This window comes from Chryseobacterium caseinilyticum, assembly GCF_014837145.1.
GTDB lineage: Bacteria > Bacteroidota > Bacteroidia > Flavobacteriales > Weeksellaceae > Chryseobacterium > Chryseobacterium caseinilyticum.
Genome location: NZ_JACYFS010000001.1, coordinates 749,290 through 768,768, shown reverse-complemented (window position 1 = coordinate 768,768; position 19,479 = coordinate 749,290). Strand labels below are relative to the sequence as shown.

The window sequence follows — 19,479 nt, the reverse complement described above, 5'->3', positions numbered from 1 at the left end:
ACTCTTATCAATAAAAGCTTTGATGATTTTTTAAAATTATGTTTAAAGTTATATTCTATTTTTTCAGATTTTTGTCGATCTGTTTTTCTGCAGATTTGGCCTTATTCTCCTGAGCTTTCTTATCTAAACGCTGCTGTCTGCGGGTTTTCTTTGCTGCTCTTTGCTCCTGCCTGATTACTTTATTTATCTTTTTGTTGTAAAGTGCTTCTGTGATTCCCTGTCCGTTTTTGCTTAGAAATTTGATTTTTGGTTTTTCATGCGTTCCGGTTACCACGACTGGCAAGCCTATCCATCCGCCTGGTGGCAATCCGATTCTGACTAACAGATCAAGAAGCCCGTTAAAACTTGTTGTTCCACTCACAGAAGGCCTTAGCACCGAAACTTTAAAAGTAAATTTATCTACGTGAATCAGATTGTTTTTAATGTGAGTTTCAATGTCTACACCTTTCATATCCGGATCATTGAAACCTTTGGAACCTATACCGCTTCCTACTGCTGAAAGCATTTTCAGATTTTTTACCTCCACATCCCGAAGATTAATCACACCACCGCCTTCAAGCGACGGATAGATTGGGTTCATATTTTTATCAAAATCACCTTTTAATTTATAATCAATTGATACGATTCCTTTCACGTCTTTTGCAGAAGTTGCAACCTCCCGAATCATGTCGATTTCTTTGTAAGCTCTCTGAACATTGAAATCCTGAACTTTCACAGCTACATCATAATTAGCCGTCAGCGGTGATTCGTCCTGATACCTCGCATCAATACCCATCCGGCTTCCGATAATATCAAAGGTTGTGTTTTTTAAATAAACCTGACCCGAATTTACCGACGCAGTTCCCTTCACATTATTTAAGCCTAAACCCTGAAATTCAACTTTCCGCGCATTCACACCGAGAGAAACGTCCAGATTTTTTGGGATGACCACTACCCCGCTGCTACTGGGATTTTCCACTTTGGCATATTCTACATCTATCGATTTTTTAGAATTGTCACCACTTTTTAAAGCCATAAATTCATCCACGAGAATGTATTTTGAATTTAAATTAAACTTCCCGTGAAGAGTCCCTTTCCTTTCAATAAAATAATTGATGGTATTGATGAGATGTCCGTTCAGAGCAAAATCAGACTTTCCATAATTGGCAAAAAACTTCCTGAACCACATTTTTTCATTTTCAAACTCAAAATTCCCTTCTCTGATAAAGAATGACTTAGGAAGCGTTTCTGTTGTTGCTTTGATATTTTTTAGAATCAGAGTTCCTCTGTTATCCAGTTTGCTGTACTGACCTGTTGTTGCATAGCTTTGTCGGCCGTTCAGAGATAAATTTGCCATAATTAAACCTGAAACATCGAAACCTTTTTTAGCAAAAACTTTGTAGATTCTTCCTACATTCAATGTTCCCTTTGCACGTACTTTATATAGAAGATCTTCAAAATTCTGCAGATCAGCATTGATGAATACAGGGTTTCCTTCAAAATCAAATTTAAAAGGATCGAGTTTAACACCTAAACTTTTAAATGTGCCGTCTGTATTGCTCACATTCGCAAGGATATTGATATTTTGAATTGCATTAGGATAGTAAGATGTTTTCAGCCAGCCATTTTTCAGATTGAAATATCCTTTTGTTTTTGGAAAAAGTTTTTTATCTAAATTAAAAATTCCGTTGGACTGAATATCGGTGTCAATAAAGCCTTTCATATCAATTTCATTGAGACCCAATGCATCATCCAGAGTCTGAAGATTGACCGCGCCTTTTATTTTGGCATCAACTAAGATTTCATCCAGTCCTTTAGTTTTTACAACTGCTCTGAAACTGTTGCTTTTACCAAGATCGAAACTCAGATTTTTAAGGTCAATCGTGAGTTCATCGGTATTTAAGGCAGGAAGTGCTACATTTAAATCCATGTTTAAATTATTCATCGGAACGGGAGCTTGCGCATTCGAAACAAATCCTTCTTTTACCAAAAGTCTTGCTTTAAGGTCGGGTTTTAAATTTTTTGCTTCACTGAATTTTCCTTTTAAACTGAAAAACAGATCACTGTTCCCCTGAATTTTCGTGTCTTTTGCCCATTCCAGATACTGCGGTGGCAGAACTGAGATCATATCCCGAATTGTCGTTTTTTCTGATGCAGCTTTAATGTCTAAATCATATCCGTCTTTCAGAATACTGAGATATCCTGTAAATTTTAATGGAAGTTCGTTGAGTCTCAATTCGTTTTTCCTTAGAACGAAAGTTAATGCATTGGTATTGATTCTGGTGATAAGATCTGCATGTAAGGTTTTCTGTTTTGCATAATAAATACGGTCTAAGCTGAAATCAAGTTTATCGATATCGAGGTCGGTCTGAAGGTCAAAAACATCTTCGCTCAAGCCTCCTTTTCCTGTGTAGTTCAGGCCTTTTGCATCGACCAAAACTCTGGCAGAAAGATCATGATATTTGATATTCCAGTTTTTCAGCCTTATTAAATCCAGTTTTATTGAAGCACCTCCTTTTGCTGTATCTTTTGGCTTGTCGGAAGGTTTGGAAACATAAACATTATAGTTCGCCTCCCCTTTTGTATTCACGAAAACATTGGCAACAGCATCTGTAACGTAGATTTCGTCAATTTTAACTTCACCGTCGAAAATAAGATTCTTAAGATTGATTCCCACCGCAACTTCTTTTGCTGCAAGTAATGTGTCTTTCGCAAAGGGTTTTGATCCTTTCAAAAGAAATTCATCCACTGAAACAGTCAGTGAAGGGAAATGTCTGAAGAAAGTAAGATGTGTTTTCTTATAATCCAACTCACCTGCTAAATGCTTGTTGGCAAATAATTTTACCTGCTGCGAAATGGTTCCCGGAAATAATATGGGTATGATAAACATTAAGAAAAGTATCGTAACGATAGCAATTCCGGTCCATTTAAATATTTTTAGGATTATTGTTTTCAGTTTTTTCATAATGGAAGATTTGGTGTAATGATTCAGAGGATTTTAGTAATAAAAACCAGAAAAAATCATCATTTAGGGTGTGTTTAACAAAATCTGTACCTATCGATTTAGTTTATGTTCAGTTATTATCACACCAAACTATCTTAGCATACTGTTTGATTGTCAAATATACATACCTTTACAAACGTTTAATTTCCCTTTGATGATTGAGAATACCTTCGGTAAAAATATTATTCCTGCTAACGAGCAAGAAAGATTAAAGGCTTTGCACCGATACCAGATTACAGACACGCCTTCCGAGGAAAGTTTTGACGGAATTGCGCAATTGGCTGCTCAGATTTTTGATGTGCCGGTTGCATTGATTTCTTTAGTCGATGCTGAATCTGTGTTTTTTAAAGCTAACTACGGGATGGGTAATGCAAAAAAAGCCAACCGTGGAAAAAGTCTTTGTTCCCTCGCGGTTCTGGATAATGACGTAACTGTATTTGAAGATGCACTGAAGGAACCTTGTTTATTGTCTAATCCTAATGTAATTGGTGATTTTGGATTGAGATTTTATGCAGGTGCACCGCTGATCACTCATGACGGTCATTTAATAGGAACGCTTTGTATTATTGATCAAAAAACAAGAACGTTTGATTCTCGTGAAAGAAAAATCCTTCAAGGATTGGCAAAAACAGCAATGGATCAGATTGAGCTGAGACTTTCGGCTCTGGAAACTATTGAAAAACTGGCCCACATCAATGATGAAGCTAAAGAGTATAATGAAAAAGTAAATTTTGCGAATAAAAAATTAGAGCAAAGCGAACTCCGATTAAAATCATTTATTACCAAAGCTCCCGTAGCATTCGGTATATTGCATGGTAAAGATCTGATTATTGAGACTGCCAATGAAATGATTTTAAAAGTCTGGCGGAAAGACAGGGATGTAATTGGCAAACCAATTAAGGAAGCACTTCCAGAATTGAAAGATCAACCCTATTTCGACATTTTAGCTAATGTTTTGGAGACCGGAATACCTTTTTTGGGAAACACTGCTAAAGCAATTCTGGAAGATAACGGCGTATTGCATGAAGCCTGGTTTGATTTTATATATGAACCATTAAAGGATGAGAGCGGAAATACAACTTCAATTATCGTAATTGCTAATGAAGTTACCGACAGAATCAACAAAAGAGATGAACTCGAAAACCTGAATCAAAGATACGAGTTGGCACTGAAAGCAGGTCAGTTGGGTACCTATACTTTGGATTTGAAAACCGGTAAAATGATTTGCAGCGATGTGTGCAAAAGCAATTACGGCAAATCAAAAGATGACAGATTTGATTTTGAAGATTTTATTGAAAGCGTAGTTCCTGAGCACAGAAAACCCGTACTTGCAAAGATAAATGAATCTATTAAAGACGCAAAACCCTATAATTCTGAATATCTTATACAAAGGCCAGACGGTTCTTTTCTCTGGATGAATGCTTCCGGTTTGCCAAGCTATGACGAAGATGGAAATCCTGCTTTTATGACAGGTGTAACAACTGATGTTACAAAGAGAAAAAACTATGAAACGCAGAAAGACGATTTTCTCAGCATCGCAAGCCACGAATTAAAAACGCCTATTACAAGTTTAAAGGCAAGCATACAACTCCTATATAGACTAAAACATAAACCCACACACGAAAAGATTCCGAAATTAATAGAACAATCTGCAAGAAGTATTGAGAAACTGACTGTTTTGGTAGATGATCTTTTAAATCTTAACCGTTTGAGCGGCGGAAAAATGGAATTGTTAAAATCTGAATTTACAGTCTCCGAAATGCTGGAATCATGTTGTGAATTTGTGAGACTTACCGACAGCCACACCGTAAAAATTACGGGCGATCTGGAAATTAAAGCTTTTGCAGATGAAGACCGTATCGATCAGGTAGTTGTAAATCTTCTCAATAATGCCGTAAAATATGCATCCCACTCCAATGAAATATGCCTGAATGTTGAAAAATCAGATGGATTTATAAAGATAGGAGTTCAGGATTTTGGTGACGGTATTGATGAAGATGTGCAACCTTACCTTTTTGAAAGGTATTTCAGAGCCAACCACGAAAAGAAGCAGTACTCAGGTTTAGGATTGGGACTTTATATTTCTTCGGAAATCGTAAAACGGCACGGAGGAGAAATCGGTGTAGACAGTACAAAAGGGAAAGGAAGTACTTTTTGGTTTACCCTTCCGGTTTAGTCCCTATTTATTAAATCAGTTTTTATCTTACAGTTTAAAATTAAATATACCTCAGTCAATGATTTATGTTTAATGGTGGAAATAATTTAATTTATATTTTAAAAAATTGATTTAAAAATTTTGGTTGGCTTCGGTTTTGCTTATCCACGGATATGAAAACTATCTATATCGTTGAAGATGAGACGGGCATCAGAGATGCTTTACAACTGCTCTTGTCATTTGAAAATTATGAAGTACGCTCGTTCTCAACCATCGAAGCGTTTAACAGCAGAAATCAATCTGAAAATCCGGATATTTTTATTCTGGATGTGATGATGCCGGATGGATTGGGTACAGATGTCTGCAACAGACTTAAACAAGATCCTGCGACGTCAGAAATCCCTGTTATGATCATGAGTGCTCACGCCAAAAACGCAGAAGTTAAGAAGAGCTGCAATGCAGATATTTTTGTGAGCAAGCCTTTTGATATCGATGATGTAATCCAGAAGATTGAAGATCTGACTCAGAAAAATTAAAGCACACTTGATTATAAGTCAATAAACCAGAGGCAATTTTGTTTTTGGTTTTTTTGACATCACTGCAAGAATCAATTTCTAAAAAAGAAATCCCTGTATTATTCTGTATTTATTATGATCTGAATCATAAAGGCATGTGTATTGATGGCTTACCTTTAAATAAAACTATAACTGATATATTTAATTGAAAACTAACTAATTATGTTAATTGAAAAGGAACTCTTACTGAAATACGGGGCTACCGAAGAAACCTTCAGCCGCTCCGAAACAATCTTTGATGAGGGAGATACACCAAAATACTATTATCAGATTACTTCAGGCAGAATAAAACTGAATCATTACAATGATGAGGGCAAAGAACTGATTCTGGCAATTCTTGATAAAGGATTGAGTGTATGTGAATTGCTTTTGTTTATCGACAAAACCTATCCTGTAAATGCAGTAACTTTCGAAAAAAGTAAGGTAATGAAACTTCCTAAGAAGGCTTTCAACCAACTTCTTGATGAAAATCCTCAGGCAGCAGCTGATATCCGCAGATTTCTGTCGGAGCGGTTGTACTACAAATATATCATGCTGGAAAATAACTCAGCCTTGAGTCCTGATAAAAGAATTAAAGGGACTTTGGAATACCATAAAAGTTTCAGTGGAAATAAAGAAAAGTTTTCTTATGAAATTCCTCTCACAAGGCAACAGATTGCGGCACTAACCGCACTTCGCGTAGAAACGGTCATCAGAACGGTAAAAAGACTTGAGAAAGAAAATTATCTGAAAATTATTAACAGAAAAATTTACATTTAAATAATTTAAATGTTCCTAAATAAAACAACAGCTTCAGAAATGAAGCTGTTGATGGTTATAAATTGTATGAGAAAGTATTAACTCCAGGGATCGAGGATTACTTTCACACATCCATCTTCTTTTTTATCGAAGATTTGATAGCCTTTTGCTACGTCATTTAAAGAAAGACGGTGCGTAATAATATCATCAAGACGTACCTGCCCGCTTTCCACATATTTTAAAAGTTTGTCTATAATGGCGTGTACCGGCGCCTGGCCGGCTCTCAAGATAATTCCCTTATCGAAAATCTGTCCGAGTCTGAAATTATCATAATTAACGGCATAAACTCCTAGTACAGAGATAGTTCCGCCTCTTCTTACTCCGCTCATGCAGGCTTCCAAAACTTTCATAGAACCTTTTTCAAAATTGACAACAGCTTTCGCACGATCCAGAAAAGACCGTTCGGGTTCAAAACCTACTGCATCAATGCAAAGATCGGCTCCACGGCCATGGGTCATTTCTCTTATTTTCTCCACTGTAGATTCTGCATCTTCCCACAAAATCGTTTCACAGCCTGTCAGTTTTTTGATATGATCCAATCTGTACTGTAAAGTATCAATTACGATTACTTTTCCGGCATTGTGAAGAATTGCACTTTTTACAGACATTGAGCCTACTGGGCCTGCGCCAAAGATGGCAACAGATTCTCCACCCTTCAGATCGCCCCACATAACTCCGGTGTATCCGGTCGGGAAAATATCAGTGAGGAACAGAGCTTGTTCATCACTAAGAATATCTGGCACTTTTCGCGGACCAAAATTGGCATACGGAACTCTTACATACTGAGCCTGACCACCGTTATATCCACCGTACAAATCTGTGTAACCAAACATTCCGCCACCCTTTTCAGTCATGATTCCGCCTTCGGGACCATAGTTTTCAGGATTGGAATTTTCACAACCTCCGGGGAGGTCGTTTTCACAGAAATAACAGCAACCGCATGCAATGGGAAATGGAACTACTACCCTGTCTCCCTGATGAAGATGAGTAATATTTTTTCCTTTTTCAACGATTTCACCCATAAACTCGTGTCCCATCACCATCGGTCTTGGCTGTGGAATTCCACCTGAATACATGTGCAGATCGCTGCCACAAATGGCGGTGGAAGTCACTTTTAAAATGATGTCATTTTCGTCCTGAATCGTAGGATCTTCGACTGTATCACAGGTAATAACGCCCGGAGAATGAAAAACTGCTGCTTTCATCTGTTAATTTTTTGAAGGGTCTTCATTTTTGATAAATCCGTTTCTGTGTTTTTCAAAATCCCAGACTCTGTGAGAAGCGATCGCTGTAATAAAACTGTCATCTGAATCGTTTTTCTTAACTGAAATAACGGCAGGATCCTCAGAATGGAAGTCGGTCAGATCTGTTTTATCAAAGAGTGCATCTGTTTCTTTATCAAAGAAAACTGCTTTACAATGTCTGTATGCTTCGTTTACAAATTCTACTACACTGTTTTTGTAGTCAGGCTGAAGCCATTGCTGGGTGGATGCTGATCCGGCGGCTACATAAACTGCATCAAAGCAAACACTCATCGTGCTTGAGATTGAATGTTTCGGGGTAAGCTCAGTACCGTCATCAGATTTTACAGGAGCCATTTCAGGAGCTACAAACTGTACGGTTGCACCTTTTGATTCAAGTTTAGACTTCAGCTCTGAAACACGTGCTGCATTGCAGCCGTCTGCAACTAAGAATGCAATAATTCTTGATTCAACAGAGTCTTTAACCGTATTTTTCATGCTCAGGGCATCTGAAGAATTCAGTGAAGTCTCACGTTCTTCGCTTTGCAATGCTTCAGGATCGGCGTCGGCAGGAATACTTCCGTTGGGTTGTTCAAGAGTTTTCACCTCTACTCCCACTTTTTCGGCCACTATTTTAGCTAAATCTTTATTGATGAAATTAAGCTGGGAAACCATTCTTTCTCTGATGGCAGGAATCGTCACTTTAGATAATTCGAATACCAGTGCTTTCTGTAAATGTGTCTTTTCAGGCTCAGACTGGCTGTTATAAAATAATTTAGCCTGAGAATAATGTTCAACAAAAGATTCGCTTCTGGCTCTGATTTTTGTGCCGCTGATTCTCTCACCATAAGTATCAAAACCACCTTCCGACATCATGGCCTGGTAAGGACATCCTCCGCCCATTGAATTGGGTTCATAGCTTACCTTTCCTTTTGCGATCTGCTGTCTCATGTGCCCGTCACGCTGATTATTATGTACGGTAGGGACAGATTTATTAATTGGAATTTCATGGAAATTCGGAGAACCTAATCTTGAAAGCTGAGTATCTGTATATGAAAACAGACGGCCCTGCAATAATGGGTCATTCGTAAAATCAATTCCCGGAATTAGGTGACCGGGATGAAAAGCGATCTGCTCTGTTTCAGCAAAGAAGTTATCAGGATTTCTGTTCAGAGTTAAAGTTCCCATAATTTCCACAGGAACAGTTTCTTCAGGAATAATCTTCGTAGGATCTAAAAGATCAAAATCAAAATCAAATTCATTTTCTTCCGGTACAATCTGTACACCTAAGTCCCATTCAGGAAAAGCACCACTTTCGATGGCCTCCCAAAGATCTCTTCTGTGGAAATCCGGATCAGCACCTGAAATTTTCTGAGCTTCCGGCCATGCAACTGAGTGTACACCTAATTTTGGTTTTAAATGAAATTTCACAAAGAATGCAGAACCCTCACTGTTGATAAATCTGAATGAGTGAACACCAAAGCCTTCCATCATTCTGTAACTTCGTGGTAAAGCCCTGTCGCTCATCAGCCACATAATCATGTGCATACTTTCAGGCATTAAAGAAATGAAATCCCAAAAAGTATCGTGTGCAGAGGCGGCCTGCGGAATTTCGTTATCAGGTTCAGGCTTTACGGCATGTACCAGATCGGGAAATTTCATTGCATCCTGAATAAAAAATACGGGAATATTATTTCCTACTAAATCGTAGTTTCCTTCATCTGTATAAAATTTTATTGCAAAACCACGCACGTCTCTCGCTAAATCTGTACTTCCTCTGCTGCCTGCAACGGTAGAAAATCTCACAAAAACGGGGGTTTCTTTTTCCAGATCGGTAAATAATTTAGCCTTGGTGAACTCCTGCATGTTTTTGCTCAGTTTAAATACACCGTGCGCACCCGAACCTCTTGCATGAACGATTCTTTCTGGAATTCTTTCATGGTCAAAATGGGTAATTTTTTCTCTCAGAATAAAATCTTCCAGAAGAGTTGCTCCGCGCTCACCGTCTTTCAGCGAATCCTGATTATTCCGAATCTTCAATCCCTGATTGGTGGTGAGTTTCTCATCAGAATTGTCTGTCTTGAAAAAATTCAGCTGATCCAGCTTGTCATTGTTTTTGTCGTTTGTATCCATATTAATTGTTTGTGTGATATTTTTTAAATTATTTTTGATTTAGATGAATAGTGCATTCATGGTTGAAGTAATTAACCATATTTCATAAAGAACATAATCCAAACAGGCATTCTGTCTGGTGCTGAGTACAATTATAATTCTGATTTATTTTTTTCTGTCTGAAATATCTTTGCTGAAGGTCCCGATTTAAAGAGTATTCTGTATCGTTGTATTCACGAAAACTGTTTGTGACAAATACTGAGCCATGGAACGGTTACGCATAGATTTTCTGCAAAAGTTTTTTTGGCTGTATCATGGACTGCATATCCACAGGGAAAATCATTAATGCTGCTCCCTGAAACGGAACAACCTGGTAAAAAAGTTTTCATAAAATTATATTTGATGTTGGTGTTACCAAATTTAACCTTATAAAAATTGATTTGTTATGACTGGAATCATACGTTAAGCTTTCTTAGAGCAAAAAGATGAATAGATTTAAGTTTATGAGAAAAAAGGTTATTCAATTAATTTTCACAAAATCTTTAAAAGCAAATTTTCCCGTTGTTTATTTTGACAAAATTCTGCTTTTCGAGTTTTTTTACAGTTCTGATAACGGTTTCTACCCGCAATCCCGTGAGAGAAGCCAATTGACGTCTGGAGAATGGTACTGTAAACTGAAAGGGTTCATCAATCTGATGATGAGATTTTAGAAACTCCATCACCTTTAATATTCTGTGGGCGGGATTGTTGACGGACAGTGTAGTGAGCATTTTGTAACGGTAAAACATTCTCTCGGAGGTGTAAGACATCACCCGATTCATCAGAACAGAATCTGAATTGACAATATCTAAAAAAACATCTTTTCTCACCCTTAAAATTACGGCATCGTTCATCACCTCTGCATTGACGCAGTATGGAACATCATACCAAAGGAAAGTTTCAGCAATGCATTGTCCGTCTGACGGCAGACTGTGTATAAACTCGCTGCCGTCGTCTTTGTATGAATTAATTTTAATAAGTCCTGTCTGGATCTGGTAATAATATTTGGGTAATGAGCCCTCAGTTATAATAGTTTCACCTGCTTTACATTGTAGAATTTCTGCCCCATTTTTTAAAAGTAATTCTTCGTCAATAATCATAGATCATTATTAGTTTAGTAGAATATTAAAAATCTTTACGGAAAAAAAACTCCTTTATTTTCAATAAAACCGGCGGTAAAAATAGGCTTATAAAGCCGATTAATACTATGACTATAGACATAAGAAAATACAATTACATTTTATTATAATTCATATATTAATGAATTAATATTCATTGAATCTATTATAAAATTTTAATATTTAAGGGTTTATATTTTAATTTCTTTAAATCGATTATAAACCGATTCATGTCTGTAGAAATTCTTGATTAATCAGATTGAAGTTCAGAAAGTTTGGTTTTAAGACAGCCTAAAATAAATTCACAGTAATAAATCTGCGCATTTTGCTGATTTGTTCTTGGGTGAAGTTCCAGTTTTTTGCTGAATAGGATTTCATTTTTATAACTGAAACTGAAATAGGCAAAGATTTTAAAATCAGATTCTGCCACAGGTGTTGCATAACCTGTGACAGCGATTCCCCAGTCGGTTTCAAAAGATTTTGCAATGTTCAAAGCCATTACCTCTGCAATTTGCTCAGATACGCAGTCGCATTTTTCAGCTTGTATACGGTCGATTCCAAGGAATTTTACTTTTTCATCAATCGTGTATGCAGTAATTCCGCCGTGGTAATATCGTGAGGCATCAGCCATCTGTGAAAATGAAAACTGGAGAAAACCTGATGTCACACTTTCGGCGACAGAAACTGTTTCTTCAGCATTTAAGAGTAAATTTCCTACTTCAGACAATAGACTTCGTTCAATTTCCATAGCAATTGTATATTAAGATTTGATCATGTTTGGTGTTTTTTACCCATTTCAAATTTCAAGCCTTGATTTAAGTCAGTAATCATTTATAAAGGTCAAACAAATTAAAGTCTGTAAAATCAGACTGTTAATTTTTTTATAAATGTCGGATAGTTTTTAAATGAAATAACTGATTTGAATATTTAAATAGCTTCTAAACATCAGTAACGCTGAATTTTACTACCACAATCATTTATTTTATTTGCCTATGGTCTGGTAATTGTAACCTGAGATATAACAAAACCAATCAAATTTTTAATATTATGGAAACCAAAAGAGCTACAGCTACTAAAAGTACTGGCAAGAAAATCTCGGCTTCAACATCTAAAGCTTCACCAAAAGCGACATCCAAGTCGTCAGCAAAAATGACTGGAAAATCTTCTACAAAATCAACAGCTAAAACAGCTGCAAAATCATCTGACAAAGTACCTGCAAAACAGGATTCAGCAAAAAATCTGAGCGACCTGTTTGAAGATTCACTGAAAGACATTTACTGGGCTGAAAAAGCACTTTCTAAAGCACTTCCTAAAATGCAGAAAAACGCAACAGATACAAAACTGAAGCAGGCCTTAGGCGAGCATCTTGAGGAGACAAAAGAGCAGGTAAAAAGACTTGAAGCATGCTTCAAAGCATTAAAGAAAAAAGCAGAAGCTAAAAAATGTGATGCAATGCAGGGGCTTTTGGATGAAGGTACCGGCATCATGGAAGAAACAAAGCCGGGAGCTGTGCGTGATGCAGGAATTATTGCTGCTGCTCAAAAAGTGGAGCACTATGAAATTGCAACTTACGGAACACTTGCTGCATACGCCAAGATTCTTAAGGAAAAAGAATGCCTCAAACATCTTCTGTTGACTTTGGATGAAGAAAAAAACTGTAACGATCTACTCTCAAAAATTGCAGATACCAATCTCAATTCCAAAGCGATCAATGCTTAAATTTCTAAATAAATCAGACCCGGAAACGGGTCTTTTTTTTGTCCTGTGATTAAAAAAAATCGGAATTAAAGTGATTGTTGTGATTGCAGTCATAAGTTTAAAATATCAATAATTTACAGGAAATTATCCCGCTCTTTGGTCTTATAGTTGTAATTGATATAAGACTTTAATTTCGCTTCTGAAATTATATCTGTTACCAAAAAAGAAAATAACTATGGCGTCAAATGAAAATGAGCAAATCCGTGGCGGACAGGGTCAGGTACTGGATCCTGAAACCTACCGGGATTCGATAGGAACAATGGAACAGTCTGGTAAAAGAAAATGGATCTTTCCTAAAAGACCAAAAGGGAAATTCACCAACTACCGGACAATTGTAGCTTACATTCTCCTCGCAATTTATCTTGCGGTACCTTTTATAAAAATTAACGGGAACCCTTTTCTGTTACTGAACGTTATCGACAGACAGTTTTTCATTTTTGGACAGCCCTTTTACCCTCAGGATTTCTTTCTTTTAACTTTAGGAGCGATTGTAGGATTGATCTGCATCATTATTTTCACCATAGCATTCGGAAGGATTTTCTGTGGTTGGATCTGCCCTCAAACCATTTTTCTTGAAAGTGTTTTCAGAAAGATAGAATTTGCTATCGAAGGTGACCGTAATAAGCAGATGAAGCTGGATCGTCAGGAATGGGATGCAGAAAAAATATGGAAAAGATCCCTTAAATGGACGATATATTTTGTACTTTCTCTCATATTCACCCACTTTATGGTGATGGTAATTGTTGGTTACGAGGAAGTATTTAGAACAATTGCAGAGGGACCGCTCGCCCATCCTACCAATTTTATTGTCATTATACTTTTTACGGCAGCATTCTATTTTGTTTTTGCATGGTTCCGTGAGCAGGTCTGCACTTTGGTCTGTCCTTACGGAAGATTACAGGGTGTGTTGATTGATAAAGATACCATCAACGTATTCTATGATTTTAAAAGAGGTGAAAACAGAGCAAAATGGAGAAAAGATGAAGATAGAAAAGCCGCAGGAAAAGGTGACTGTATAGATTGCCATCAGTGCGTGGTGGTCTGTCCTACGGGAATTGATATCAGGGATGGGCAGCAGCTGGAATGCGTCAACTGTACCGCTTGCATCGATGCCTGTGATGAAGTCATGGTGAAAGTAGGTCTGCCTAAAGGTTTGATAAGATACGCATCTGAAACAGAAATTGAGACAGGTATTCCGACACGTTTTACCGGAAGAATGAAAATTTTCATGGTCGTGCTTATTGCTTTACAGCTTTTATTAGGATTTTTACTTTACAGCCGTGGAGATATGGAGGCTAAATTCATCAAACCTGCAGGAAGTACGTTTTTTGTGAGAGACGGTTTTATTACCAATACCTACAACTACACATTTCTCAATAAATCGAATGATAAAAAAGTGGTAACGATTAAAGTAATTGAGCCTGCACACGGTGAAATTATTTTCAGCGGATCTGGCAATATTTCTATACCTAAAGATAAAATATCAAAGGGTACAATCAACATCACTTTTCCGGAGAAGGAGATGAATCTTTCGAAACAGAATATAACCATCGGAGTTTACGATCTGAAAGGAAATCTTGTGGATTCATATGATACCTATTTTGAAGGACCGTTTAAACTTCAATTCTAAAAATCAACTCAAAAAAAGGAGCAGCTAAAAAAAACTGCTCCTTTTTTATGTCCTGCTCCCGAATTATTTCCAGGATCTTATCTCTTTATAAAAAATTAGTTTCCTCACATTATTCGCTTTCACCCTTAAGCATACCTTCTGCAAGGCATTCCCACTGAATTTTAGAAAGTCCAAAAATTCCTCCGACAGCAATCATTACGTTTCGTGCAGAATTAATAAAACCAGATTTCAAATTGGGAGATTCATTTCTTCCGTAAACAGCCGCCATCAGCATATCTAGATTTCTTTCAATAACAAAAGTAGAAGTTGATTTGTCGCAATAGAAATGTGCAATCTTTTTGCTGTTGAATTTTACAGGATCGGGAGAAGGTCTGCACTGAATCAGAAGCCGGTTTGGCGAATCAAAATCAATTTTATCAATCACCGTCCAGTCGAATGAACGGCCTTCTTTACCACCGGGACCGGGAATATCAATTCTGATGTAATCACCTTCCTGAGGCAGACGTTCCACGATATTTCCGTTCAGATTGCAAAGCTTAAAATCTGCTCTGCTTTCAGGGCAGTACTCTTTCCACTGATTAATGCTGAAGAACCGCTCTTTAAGATGATGAAACCGCATTTCAACATCTTCTTCAGTTTCTGATTTCTGGAAACTTTCGGAATCATGAAAGCCGCCTTTCACCTGTTTTGGAACTCCCGGAATATTTTTAGGTTTCATCTTTTCAGTTTTGGTTCAGTTGAGAAAAAATCACTATTAGAATACTATTTTCTAAACGAAAAATTAATTTCTGTGATTATTTCAAAGATAGTCTTTAAACTCCGAAAAAAGTATGATTGCTGTCACAAAAAAATGCATTTTGAATCTAATTCATTTAGCAAAAAAAATAACATCTTAGTCCTGTCAAAAATTATCAGACTAAACGAATTGAATTTATTTTAAGTTCCATCAAATTAAATCATTTACAGCAGAAGAGCCTTAGTTTTGGTACCATTCTTGACTGATTTACAGTAAGAAATTCTTCTTTAAATTAAAATCCAAAACAAAAATATTATGCTAAAAAAAATGATCGCAGGACTCGGAGGAGCAGTTGCCCTTAACCTGTTACACGAAATCGTGAGAAAAACCTGTAAAGATGTGCCCCACATCAACGAACTGGGTGAAGAAGCACTCAGTAAAATGACAGACAGAACAGCACTTGAAATTAACAATCCCAACCAGCTTTATGCCGCCACTCTTGCAGGTGATGTTATAAGCAACGCAGTTTATTATGCGACTACAGCAACAACCCATAATCTCGCAAGCGGACTTCTGGCAGGTGTCGGAGCTATTGCATTACCTCAAAAGTTAGGACTTGATCCTGATCCGGTAGCAAGCACCAATAAAAAGAAAATTATGACTGTAGGATATTATCTTTTCGGTGCAATTGTCACCAAACTGATTTATGATCAGATTAAAGATAACGAATAGATAAAAACAGTAAGGCATCATCTGATGAAGATGATGCCTTTAAATTTTGTTCTGAAATCTGTAAATCTAACTTTCGTCTTTAGTGTTCTGCACAAGACCGATTCCCGCAAAAAAGAAGATCAGACCGATTACGCCTACTACAGCCATGTTGGTGTATGCCTCACTTTTCTGCATCAGCAGATAACCTGTGTACAGTAATCCTGCAATTCCCAGAACCGTAAGAATGGTTCCAAATGTTCTTTTAACGTTCATAATAGTTTATTTAGTTTTTATTTCTCAAAAGTCATTCCAATCTATGCGAAGTAGGTTGACCTGGATACAGAATTCAAAGTCTGAAGAAGTTTTCTGAATTCTCTGGTATATTTTTGACTTGTAGAATCTCCGGTTTGTGAAGGATACTCTTCATATCCGAAAAAATAATAATGTTTCTGTTCATTATTGATTTTCATTTCCAGCTCCCATTCTTTTCCTTCAAAGATGTCGTTGTTGCTGTAATTTTCTTTCCATTCCCGGATACCGATTTCTTCGAAGGTGGAGATCAGTTCCTGCTCGCTGATTTTTGAGAATTTTTTATCAGGATTCTGAAGGATTTCTTTAAAATATCCAAAATATTCGCTGATGTAAACAAAGCCTTTATCGATGATGAGTTCGGCGCTTTTGCCATTGGCATTTCCTAAAAAGAAACGCAGGAAGTCAATTTTTTCTATAGGTGTAGTGAACATTATTTTCTAATATTTTTGTAGTGAATTTTGTAATTTAAACTGAAACTGACTTTAATTGCGGGATCTCGGTGATTTCACTGTTGTCTGATGTTTTATCTGATGTATTAACGTGTCTTAGGGAACGCATCAGTATTGATATGCACCATGATCTCAGTTGAGAATTATCTCCGTTAAATTTGTCTAAATCTTTCCAGATATTGGTAAATGTAAGAATCATCATTTCATTGGCAAGTTCTTCATCGCCAAGACACTGCAGAGCCATACCATAAAACTGGCTGTTGAACTCAGCATACAGAAAGTCGAAAGTTTCCCGGTCTTTCTGTCTGAGCAGCGTGCAGCAATTGAATTTGTTGTCTGAAGAAGCCATATTTAGTATCAATAATAATTAAAGGGTCAGTTAGTCTGTATATTTACTGTCGGCATGAACACTGATCTTACCATCGTAATAGTAGATTGCAACTTCAACAGCTTTCTCAAAATCTATCTCATGAAATTTTTCTTCAGGATCTTTTACATTACGCTGCGAAATCTGTACTCCGAAAGGATTATTCTGTACTTCAGAAATCATGCCTTTTACAGTTTCTTTCTTCGGATATTTTACAGTGACGCTTTCAATACGTTCGGAAGCAGCGGTGATTTCGTCTTTCAGTAGGTCGTTTATTTCCATGCTGATTATTTTCTATTTAAATTTTAGGACTCCTGATCTTCCTTTCTGATACTTACAATCTGATAATCGTCTGAAGAGGCAAACTCTTTACACGTATCATCATTACAACTGTCAGGATTCTTCAGGTAATGATCAATAAAGTCAACACTTTCTTTGGTATCTGCAGGAGATATCAGGACGTGGTATAAATTCAGCACCGAATCATCTGCATTTTTTACCGATTCTTTTTTCTGTTTTAAGGCTTCTTCAAACTTCATAATTCCTATTGTTTTAATCTTTGTTTTTTCTGTATTCAAGAATTTCGGTAAACTGTTTGTGAGACTGTTTCAGATGATAGAGATGATCTTCAAGAACTGATCTTGTTTCTGAAGAATAACCATCTTCCTCAAGTGCTTTTTCATAAGCCTTGCAGGCTGCATCTTCTTCCGAAATCACACTTTCCAGGGTAGAATTCACTGAATCAATATTGAAGGCACTTTTAATGTCAATCCATGTGCTGTGAATGTTTCCACGGACTGAGGATGATTCATCGTTGATTTCAGAATCGTTTTCGCGCAGAATGTTGATCAGTTCATTCTTCATCACCTTGGTATGGGAAATCATTTTGTCGTATTCAGATTTGATGTCCGGATAACTTTCCCAGATCTGACCTTCTACTTTTCCGAATGCTGAAATCCTGTCGTTGGTAATTTGGATGAGGTCTTTCAGGATAGCCTGAGTTTCGTTTGTTTCCATGATTTATAATTTTGTGAATTGGTGTATTAAATTAATCTAAAGGCCTTCTTCTTGTGAAGAGATTGATGATTATTACGATGACAGCAATAACAAGTAATACATGAACGAGACTTCCTGTATCTAACCCGGGTACGATACCAAGCATTCCTAAAACCCAGACCACGATGCAAATAACGGCTACAAGCCAAAGAATGCTTCTCATAATATTTTCTTTTTAGTGTGTGTACATTCCTAAATACAATTAGTCTGCCCTTTTTTAAATGGAAAAAAACTTTAGGTACCACATGTGCTCTAAGTTGGTTTTTGGGCATCATTATTGTAAATTGATGAGTACCAAAAAAAATATAACAATATGGACAACAGCAAAACAGTTTCAGTATTAAACGATCTACTGACAATTACCAACGACAGAATTCAGGGATTTTCTAAAGTAGAAGACAAAGTGTGGGAAGGATATCCTCACCTGCGTGCCGATTATGACAACATGGTTGCACAGTCTGCTACAATGAAAAATGAACTTTCTGGTCTTATTACTGAGCGCGGCGGGGAGCCGGATCAGACAGGTTCTGCAGCAGGATCTATTCACAGAGCCTGGATTGATGTAAAAAATGCATTCTCAGGCGACAATGCTGAAGCAAGTTTAGGAAATGTAGTGTATGGAGAGCAGGCAGCTATCGACGCCTATCAAAGTGCACTGGACAGTGGCGATCTTTGCCCTGAAAGTTCAAGAGTGGTACTCGACCAGCTTCATCATCTGAAAGCTTCACATGATAAATTCGAAAATCTAGAAGATCTGAAAAACTAAAACAATCATCCGCTTCCCTTGGGAAGCGGATTTTTTTATGATCCGGATCATTTTTTGTAAGGAAATTTTTTATTTATTTTTACAAGAAACTACATGCCAAAATTTCTATTATTTATTCTCTTTCATCTTTTTTGTACAGCATCCGGTCAGTTGCTCAATATAAAAAATCTTCAGAATCTGTCGGGATCACCTGGGCATATTATCGATACCAAACTTTCAGCACATTTTGACCTTCTGCATCAGGAGGAAGCCAGCGGGTCTACTGTAAAAGTGTACAGCAATGAGCATATGGAAGACTCAAAGTTTATGGTGGTGACCGTTTTTCTGAGAAATGAAGGCTGTCACGTATTTTCCATTGTCTCCCATGATGATGAGCAGGTCAGTTCTTTTAAAGATACGCTGAATCAGGAAAAATTTAAATCAGAAAAAATTCAGGATAAAAATAAAGAAGAGGTCAGCGTGTTTGAAAAAAATAACATTAAGGTTTTAATAAAAAATCCAAACCATTCCCTGGCAGCACATCAGATTGTGTGGATGTGCAAATGATTTTGTCTGAAAAAAAAGCTATCTGAAATGATCAGGGATTACATTTAAAAGGATTTTCAAATTGGTGATGGCAGATTTAATTTTTAAACCAAGTTTTTCTGAGGGTAATCTGCAGGAATTTTCTGAA

21 protein-coding genes are annotated in these 19,479 nt (G+C 37.0%); 8 read left to right on the top strand and 13 right to left on the bottom strand.

Going from position 1 to position 19,479, the window contains the following annotated elements:
• Positions 1 to 55: 55 nt before the first annotated feature.
• Positions 56 to 2,944, bottom strand: a complete 2,889-nt coding sequence (locus IC610_RS03700) for an AsmA-like C-terminal region-containing protein (RefSeq protein WP_191735295.1) — start codon at positions 2,942 to 2,944, stop codon at positions 56 to 58.
• Positions 2,945 to 3,137: 193 nt separating this feature from the next.
• On the opposite strand from IC610_RS03700, the gene IC610_RS03695 reads away from it, so the two are divergent.
• The 3 genes from IC610_RS03695 (at position 3,138) to IC610_RS03685 (ending at position 6,472) form a co-directional block, all read left to right on the top strand.
• Positions 3,138 to 5,159, top strand: a complete 2,022-nt coding sequence (locus tag IC610_RS03695; RefSeq protein WP_191735294.1) for an ATP-binding protein — start codon at positions 3,138 to 3,140, stop codon at positions 5,157 to 5,159.
• Positions 5,160 to 5,311: 152 nt separating this feature from the next.
• Entirely contained in the window at positions 5,312 to 5,674 is a 363-nt protein-coding gene (locus tag IC610_RS03690; RefSeq protein WP_191735293.1) for a response regulator transcription factor, read from the top strand.
• A 201-nt stretch (positions 5,675 to 5,875) separates the two neighbouring features.
• A complete protein-coding gene (locus tag IC610_RS03685) occupies positions 5,876 to 6,472 on the top strand; it encodes a Crp/Fnr family transcriptional regulator (protein ID WP_056079747.1) in 597 nt (198 codons plus the stop codon).
• A gap of 77 nt (positions 6,473 to 6,549) precedes the next feature.
• Here IC610_RS03685 and IC610_RS03680 read toward each other — a convergent pair whose 3' ends face one another.
• The 4 genes from IC610_RS03680 to IC610_RS03665 form a co-directional block, all read right to left on the bottom strand.
• Positions 6,550 to 7,716 carry a zinc-dependent alcohol dehydrogenase gene (locus IC610_RS03680; RefSeq protein ID WP_191735292.1) on the bottom strand — a complete coding sequence of 389 codons (1,167 nt, stop codon included), beginning with the start codon at positions 7,714 to 7,716 and terminating at the stop codon, positions 6,550 to 6,552.
• Positions 7,717 to 7,719: 3 nt separating this feature from the next.
• On the bottom strand, positions 7,720 to 9,885 hold the full coding sequence (locus IC610_RS03675; protein WP_191735291.1) for a catalase: 2,166 nt from the start codon (positions 9,883 to 9,885) through the stop codon (positions 7,720 to 7,722).
• A 521-nt stretch (positions 9,886 to 10,406) separates the two neighbouring features.
• A complete protein-coding gene (locus tag IC610_RS03670; RefSeq protein ID WP_191735290.1) occupies positions 10,407 to 11,003 on the bottom strand; it encodes a Crp/Fnr family transcriptional regulator in 597 nt (198 codons plus the stop codon).
• 268 nt (positions 11,004 to 11,271) lie between these two features.
• The gene (locus IC610_RS03665; protein ID WP_056079735.1) at positions 11,272 to 11,769 is read right to left on the bottom strand and encodes a CinA family protein; all 498 of its coding nucleotides are present in this window, start codon (positions 11,767 to 11,769) and stop codon (positions 11,272 to 11,274) included.
• Positions 11,770 to 12,068: 299 nt separating this feature from the next.
• On the opposite strand from IC610_RS03665, the gene IC610_RS03660 reads away from it, so the two are divergent.
• Positions 12,069 to 12,740 (top strand): YciE/YciF ferroxidase family protein, encoded by a 672-nt coding sequence (locus IC610_RS03660; RefSeq protein WP_317173344.1) that lies wholly within the window; start codon positions 12,069 to 12,071, stop codon positions 12,738 to 12,740.
• A 214-nt stretch (positions 12,741 to 12,954) separates the two neighbouring features.
• Entirely contained in the window at positions 12,955 to 14,409 is a 1,455-nt protein-coding gene (gene ccoG, locus IC610_RS03655) for a cytochrome c oxidase accessory protein CcoG (protein ID WP_191735289.1), read from the top strand.
• A gap of 109 nt (positions 14,410 to 14,518) precedes the next feature.
• On the opposite strand, the gene IC610_RS03650 is transcribed toward ccoG, so the two are convergent.
• Positions 14,519 to 15,127 (bottom strand): hypothetical protein, encoded by a 609-nt coding sequence (locus IC610_RS03650; protein ID WP_191735288.1) that lies wholly within the window; start codon positions 15,125 to 15,127, stop codon positions 14,519 to 14,521.
• Between the two features lie 333 nt (positions 15,128 to 15,460).
• On the opposite strand from IC610_RS03650, the gene IC610_RS03645 reads away from it, so the two are divergent.
• Complete coding sequence (locus tag IC610_RS03645) at positions 15,461 to 15,877, top strand: hypothetical protein (protein ID WP_191735287.1); 417 nt, start codon at positions 15,461 to 15,463, stop codon at positions 15,875 to 15,877.
• Between the two features lie 66 nt (positions 15,878 to 15,943).
• Here IC610_RS03645 and IC610_RS03640 read toward each other — a convergent pair whose 3' ends face one another.
• Genes IC610_RS03640 through IC610_RS03610 form a run of 7 tightly spaced genes read right to left on the bottom strand, consistent with a single transcriptional unit; the run spans position 15,944 to position 18,203 of the window.
• Positions 15,944 to 16,129 (bottom strand): hypothetical protein, encoded by a 186-nt coding sequence (locus tag IC610_RS03640; protein WP_191735286.1) that lies wholly within the window; start codon positions 16,127 to 16,129, stop codon positions 15,944 to 15,946.
• Positions 16,130 to 16,170: 41 nt separating this feature from the next.
• On the bottom strand, positions 16,171 to 16,599 hold the full coding sequence (locus IC610_RS03635) for a hypothetical protein (RefSeq protein WP_056079716.1): 429 nt from the start codon (positions 16,597 to 16,599) through the stop codon (positions 16,171 to 16,173).
• Between the two features lie 34 nt (positions 16,600 to 16,633).
• A complete protein-coding gene (locus IC610_RS03630) occupies positions 16,634 to 16,966 on the bottom strand; it encodes an RNA polymerase sigma factor (protein WP_191735285.1) in 333 nt (110 codons plus the stop codon).
• Between the two features lie 30 nt (positions 16,967 to 16,996).
• On the bottom strand, positions 16,997 to 17,266 hold the full coding sequence (locus IC610_RS03625) for a hypothetical protein (protein ID WP_191735284.1): 270 nt from the start codon (positions 17,264 to 17,266) through the stop codon (positions 16,997 to 16,999).
• A 23-nt stretch (positions 17,267 to 17,289) separates the two neighbouring features.
• On the bottom strand, positions 17,290 to 17,523 hold the full coding sequence (locus tag IC610_RS03620; RefSeq protein ID WP_191735283.1) for a hypothetical protein: 234 nt from the start codon (positions 17,521 to 17,523) through the stop codon (positions 17,290 to 17,292).
• 13 nt (positions 17,524 to 17,536) lie between these two features.
• The gene (locus IC610_RS03615) at positions 17,537 to 18,001 is read right to left on the bottom strand and encodes a PA2169 family four-helix-bundle protein (RefSeq protein WP_191735282.1); all 465 of its coding nucleotides are present in this window, start codon (positions 17,999 to 18,001) and stop codon (positions 17,537 to 17,539) included.
• Between the two features lie 31 nt (positions 18,002 to 18,032).
• Entirely contained in the window at positions 18,033 to 18,203 is a 171-nt protein-coding gene (locus IC610_RS03610; protein WP_191735281.1) for a lmo0937 family membrane protein, read from the bottom strand.
• 150 nt (positions 18,204 to 18,353) lie between these two features.
• On the opposite strand from IC610_RS03610, the gene IC610_RS03605 reads away from it, so the two are divergent.
• The gene (locus IC610_RS03605; RefSeq protein ID WP_191735280.1) at positions 18,354 to 18,806 is read left to right on the top strand and encodes a ferritin-like domain-containing protein; all 453 of its coding nucleotides are present in this window, start codon (positions 18,354 to 18,356) and stop codon (positions 18,804 to 18,806) included.
• Between the two features lie 93 nt (positions 18,807 to 18,899).
• Positions 18,900 to 19,352 carry a hypothetical protein gene (locus tag IC610_RS03600; RefSeq protein ID WP_191735279.1) on the top strand — a complete coding sequence of 151 codons (453 nt, stop codon included), beginning with the start codon at positions 18,900 to 18,902 and terminating at the stop codon, positions 19,350 to 19,352.
• The last annotated feature ends 127 nt before the right edge of the window (positions 19,353 to 19,479 follow it).

Bases quoted from the DNA above. Each gene is read 5' to 3' on its own strand.
- IC610_RS03660 (WP_317173344.1), top strand. From the start codon at position 12,069: ATGGAAACCAAAAGAGCTACAGCTACTAAAAGTACTGGCAAGAAAATC.
- IC610_RS03685 (WP_056079747.1), top strand. From the start codon at position 5,876: ATGTTAATTGAAAAGGAACTCTTACTGAAATACGGGGCTACCGAAGAA.
- IC610_RS03615 (WP_191735282.1), bottom strand. From the start codon at position 18,001: ATGGAAACAAACGAAACTCAGGCTATCCTGAAAGACCTCATCCAAATT.
- IC610_RS03640 (WP_191735286.1), bottom strand. From the start codon at position 16,129: ATGAACGTTAAAAGAACATTTGGAACCATTCTTACGGTTCTGGGAATT.
- IC610_RS03630 (WP_191735285.1), bottom strand. From the start codon at position 16,966: ATGGCTTCTTCAGACAACAAATTCAATTGCTGCACGCTGCTCAGACAG.
- IC610_RS03675 (WP_191735291.1), bottom strand. From the start codon at position 9,885: ATGGATACAAACGACAAAAACAATGACAAGCTGGATCAGCTGAATTTT.
- IC610_RS03665 (WP_056079735.1), bottom strand. From the start codon at position 11,769: ATGGAAATTGAACGAAGTCTATTGTCTGAAGTAGGAAATTTACTCTTA.
- IC610_RS03670 (WP_191735290.1), bottom strand. From the start codon at position 11,003: ATGATTATTGACGAAGAATTACTTTTAAAAAATGGGGCAGAAATTCTA.
- IC610_RS03625 (WP_191735284.1), bottom strand. From the start codon at position 17,266: ATGGAAATAAACGACCTACTGAAAGACGAAATCACCGCTGCTTCCGAA.
- ccoG (WP_191735289.1), top strand. From the start codon at position 12,955: ATGGCGTCAAATGAAAATGAGCAAATCCGTGGCGGACAGGGTCAGGTA.
- IC610_RS03645 (WP_191735287.1), top strand. From the start codon at position 15,461: ATGCTAAAAAAAATGATCGCAGGACTCGGAGGAGCAGTTGCCCTTAAC.
- IC610_RS03690 (WP_191735293.1), top strand. From the start codon at position 5,312: ATGAAAACTATCTATATCGTTGAAGATGAGACGGGCATCAGAGATGCT.
- IC610_RS03700 (WP_191735295.1), bottom strand. From the start codon at position 2,944: ATGAAAAAACTGAAAACAATAATCCTAAAAATATTTAAATGGACCGGA.
- IC610_RS03680 (WP_191735292.1), bottom strand. From the start codon at position 7,716: ATGAAAGCAGCAGTTTTTCATTCTCCGGGCGTTATTACCTGTGATACA.
- IC610_RS03635 (WP_056079716.1), bottom strand. From the start codon at position 16,599: ATGTTCACTACACCTATAGAAAAAATTGACTTCCTGCGTTTCTTTTTA.
- IC610_RS03650 (WP_191735288.1), bottom strand. From the start codon at position 15,127: ATGAAACCTAAAAATATTCCGGGAGTTCCAAAACAGGTGAAAGGCGGC.
- IC610_RS03620 (WP_191735283.1), bottom strand. From the start codon at position 17,523: ATGAAGTTTGAAGAAGCCTTAAAACAGAAAAAAGAATCGGTAAAAAAT.
- IC610_RS03695 (WP_191735294.1), top strand. From the start codon at position 3,138: ATGATTGAGAATACCTTCGGTAAAAATATTATTCCTGCTAACGAGCAA.
- IC610_RS03610 (WP_191735281.1), bottom strand. From the start codon at position 18,203: ATGAGAAGCATTCTTTGGCTTGTAGCCGTTATTTGCATCGTGGTCTGG.
- IC610_RS03605 (WP_191735280.1), top strand. From the start codon at position 18,354: ATGGACAACAGCAAAACAGTTTCAGTATTAAACGATCTACTGACAATT.
- IC610_RS03600 (WP_191735279.1), top strand. From the start codon at position 18,900: ATGCCAAAATTTCTATTATTTATTCTCTTTCATCTTTTTTGTACAGCA.